Origin of the sequence: uncultured Clostridium sp. (assembly GCF_937920395.1) — a bacterium.
Lineage (GTDB): Bacteria > Bacillota > Clostridia > Clostridiales > Clostridiaceae > Clostridium_AD.
Window position 1 is genome coordinate 1 of record NZ_CALEVF010000283.1, and the last position, 3,817, is coordinate 3,817.

A 3,817-nucleotide genomic window follows, 5' to 3' on the forward strand; every position below is an offset into this window, starting at 1 on the left:
AAAAGAGCCATCTCGCAATAGAAATTACTTTCTATTTTGAGACGGCCCCTTCTTTATCTATAATCCATCTTCTTATCTTTCTATGTTAATTTTTGTTTCATTATTTTCAAAACTTTCTTTTCTATTCTTGATACCTGTACTTGACTAATTCCCATCATTTTTGCTACCTGAATTTGTGTATTGTCTTTAAAGTATCTGAGCATAATTATTTGCCTTGATTTTGCATCAAGATTTCTAAGTGCTTCTTTGAGAGAAATTTTATCTAAAACTTGATTATCTTCTTCATATTTTTCACTTAGTTTATCTATTAGCAAGACTGGTGCACCATCATCTTGGTGTATTGTATCAAATAAATACAACATATTACTAGCAGACTCTAATGCGTATACTATATCTTCTTTTTCTATGTTACAAAAAACTGACAGTTCGTCAATTGTTGGATCTCTACCAAGTTTTTTTGTTAGGGTATCTTTATCATAATGCAATTGCCGTGCAGTATTTTTAACACTTCTACTTACTTTTATAATTCCATCATCCCTAAGAAATCTTTTAATTTCTCCCATTATCATAGGAACTGCATATGTGGAAAATTTTACATTATACTTGGTATCAAAATTGTTAATAGCTTTTACGAGCCCAATACAGCCTATTTGAAAGATATCATCATACTCATATCCCCTGTTTAGAAATTTTTTACTTATCGATGAAACTAATGGTAAATTCATTTCCACCAAAATATCTAATGCACCCGGTTCTCCATTTCTAGCCATTTGAATAAGTTGCATATTATCTTCATAATTATAGTTACTTTTTTTCACTATTTTTTGATCCATAATATTCCACCTAACTTAAAGGATTAAATATTTTTTTCATTATTATACTTGTTCCCCTACCTTTATCAGACTTTACTTCTAGACTGTCCATAAAAGTTTCCATTACAGTAAAACCCATTCCAGATCTCTCGAGGTCTGGTCGCGAAGTGTATAGCGGCTCCATAGCTAACTCTAAGTTATCAATCCCTTTCCCCGTATCATTAACTATCACTGTCAATTCTGTTCCATTAATAATAGCTTCAATAGTAATCATTTCCTCTTCACTGTCATATCCATGAATAATTGCATTCGTAACCGCTTCTGATACTGCTGTTTTAACATCAGTGATTTCGTCGATTGTAGGATCTAATTGTGAAGCAAATGCTGCTATTGCTACTCTTGCAAAACCTTCATTCTGCGATTTGCTTAAAAATTCTATTTTAATTTTATTGTAACACATACTAATCCCCCCACTAAATGTTGTTTACAGCTTGCTTTACGTCATCATATAACATGATAATCTTAAACATTCCTGACAGTTCAAATACTCTCTTCACTGAAGATTTAATATTAGTTACACATACTTTCCCATTTTTCATATGTAACTTTTTGTATCTACCAATAACAACACCAATGCCAGAGCTATCCATAAATGTCACACCTTCAAAATCCATAATTAATTTGTTATAACTATCTCGTTCCAACCTATCATCTATAATATTTCTAACTTCCTCAGCACTATGATGGTCTAATTCACCAGACATGTAAACTATCAACTTGTCTTCACTATTTTCAAAATTTAAATGCATTCTCTTCCCCCCGAATCATTTGGAATTTAAATATTATTTTTATATTGTCTAAATAATGTATCCATATTCTATATTCTATAATTAATATGATAATCCTTCTTTTTTGTAATATTTTTTCATTTCTTTATATTATATCCAATTTTGTAGTTTTTAATATAACATATACATATTATTTTAGAAATCAAATTCAATAATAAAATAAATAGTAGCAAGACACTAATTGTCTTGCTACTATTTATTAATAATTTAAAATTATTTAGATGTGAATTTGCACTTAAACTTTTTCTCAAATTCCTCTATTAACTCATTTCTAAAATCTGGATGAGCAATATTTATAAGTGCTTTTGCTCTATTTTTTAAAGTTTTACCTTTTAACTGTGCAATACCATATTCAGTAACTACATACTGTACATCATTTCTAAGTGTTGTAACAGCTGCTCCTTCATCAAGATATGGTTTAATTCTTGAAACTTTTCCTTTGCAAGCAGTGGATGGCATTGCAATTATAGCTTTACCGTTTTTCGCCATAGATGCACCGCGAATAAAATCGACTTGTCCACCAGTTCCACTAAACTGAGTTGGTCCTATCATTTCTGCGTTAACTTGTCCCATAAAATCTACTTGAATAGCAGAGTTTACACACACCATTTTGTTATTTTTAGCAACTACACTGGGATCATTTACATAATCTACAGAATACATTTCAACCATAGGGTTATTATCTACAAAATCATATAGTCTTTTGGTCCCCATTAAAAATGTAACAACAATCTTTCCTTTATGAAGGGTTTTAGCCTTACCTGTAATTACTCCAGCTTCAACTAGTTCCACAACCCCATCTGAAATCATCTCAGAATGAATTCCTAAATCCTTTTTTTCTTTTAAAAATAATAAAACTGCATCTGGTATAGCACCAATTCCAAGTTGAAGTGTAGATCCATCCTCAATTAAAGAAGCACAATTTTTACCAATAGCTTTTTCAACATCTCCAATTTTAGGTGGTGTAAGTTCTATTAGCGGATGATTTGATTCTACTATATAATCAATGTCTGAAAGATTTATAAAAGAGTCACCCATAGTTCTTGGCATTTGTTTATTTACTTCTGCTATTACCACTTTTGCGCATTCTGCTGCTGTCTTTGTATAATCAACAGATACGCCAAAACTACAACAACCATGCTCATCAGGTGATGAAACTTGAATAAGCGCAACATCTATAGGTAGATATTTTCTAAAAAGATCAGGTATTTTAGAAAAAAAGACAGGTGTAAAATCTGCTCGACCTTGAGCAACAGCTTCTTTTGTACTAGCACCTACAAATAGTGCATTATGTATAAAATGACTTTCCATTCCTGGCTTAGTATACTCATCTTTTCCCATAGGCACCATATGCACAATTTCAACATCTTTATAGGCATCTTTATTTTTTACCATTGCATTTATAATAGTAATAGGCTCTGCACAGGCATGACCTGTTGCTACTCTATTTCCAGACACTATTTTAGTAGCAGCTTGATCTGCTGTAATAAGTTTTGATTTGTAGATTTCTTGTAAATTCATAACTACACTCTCCCTAATAATCAAATTTTTATTTTATCTATATTTTTAATTGATTTACTATTATTAATCTTACTATTATGCATATTTTTTACATATAATTTAACAATTCTTATTGTGAAAGATGTATTTATCATATATTCATTTTTTCATCATACTAATTTCATTTAATAAGACTTTTTTATAAGATAACTTACTCCATATTATAATTACTTATGTTTCTATTTTATAATTAAGCTGCACCACACTTTGATTATATGAGTTTTTCACAAATATATTCACCTAGCTATTTAATATAAATATATAATTTCATATTTTTATTTACTATACCAATATGATTCTTTTTATAATTCCCTTTCATTTAAGTATGCATTAGCGTCAATTTCATAGATTTAGAATATGTTTTTGTGATTAATTTAACAATCATTTTTAAAAAAATTGCATGAATGTGAATATGGTAATATCCACTACTGCATTATATTAATGTTTGAATTATGATAATTCACTTCTCTCTTGTTTCAGTATACACCAAGTAACTTAACTTGTATATGCAAAAAGAATTTATTATCAAAACAAAAAAAATCTCCTCAATTGCAAAACTAAATTCCACCCCCACCACATTAAATAGTGGAAGTTAGT

General features: G+C 29.6%; 4 protein-coding genes. All 4 read right to left on the reverse strand.

The genetic code is table 11. The annotated features are described in order from the left end of the window. Nucleotides 1-80: 80 nt before the first annotated feature. On the reverse strand, nt 81-833 hold the full coding sequence (gene sigF, locus Q0649_RS18125) for an RNA polymerase sporulation sigma factor SigF (RefSeq protein ID WP_298845349.1): 753 nt from the start codon (nt 831-833) through the stop codon (nt 81-83). Nucleotides 834-843: 10 nt separating this feature from the next. Next, nucleotides 844-1,272: an anti-sigma F factor gene (spoIIAB, locus tag Q0649_RS18130; RefSeq protein WP_298845352.1), complete on the reverse strand. Its 429-nt coding sequence runs from the start codon at nt 1,270-1,272 to the stop codon at nt 844-846. A 13-nt stretch (nt 1,273-1,285) separates the two neighbouring features. Further along, nucleotides 1,286-1,621 (reverse strand): anti-sigma F factor antagonist, encoded by a 336-nt coding sequence (gene spoIIAA / locus Q0649_RS18135; protein ID WP_298845355.1) that lies wholly within the window; start codon nt 1,619-1,621, stop codon nt 1,286-1,288. Between the two features lie 252 nt (nt 1,622-1,873). Beyond that, nucleotides 1,874-3,181, reverse strand: coding sequence for an acetyl-CoA hydrolase/transferase family protein (locus tag Q0649_RS18140; RefSeq protein WP_298845358.1), 1,308 nt, complete (start codon nt 3,179-3,181; stop codon nt 1,874-1,876). Nucleotides 3,182-3,817: the final 636 nt, after the last annotated feature.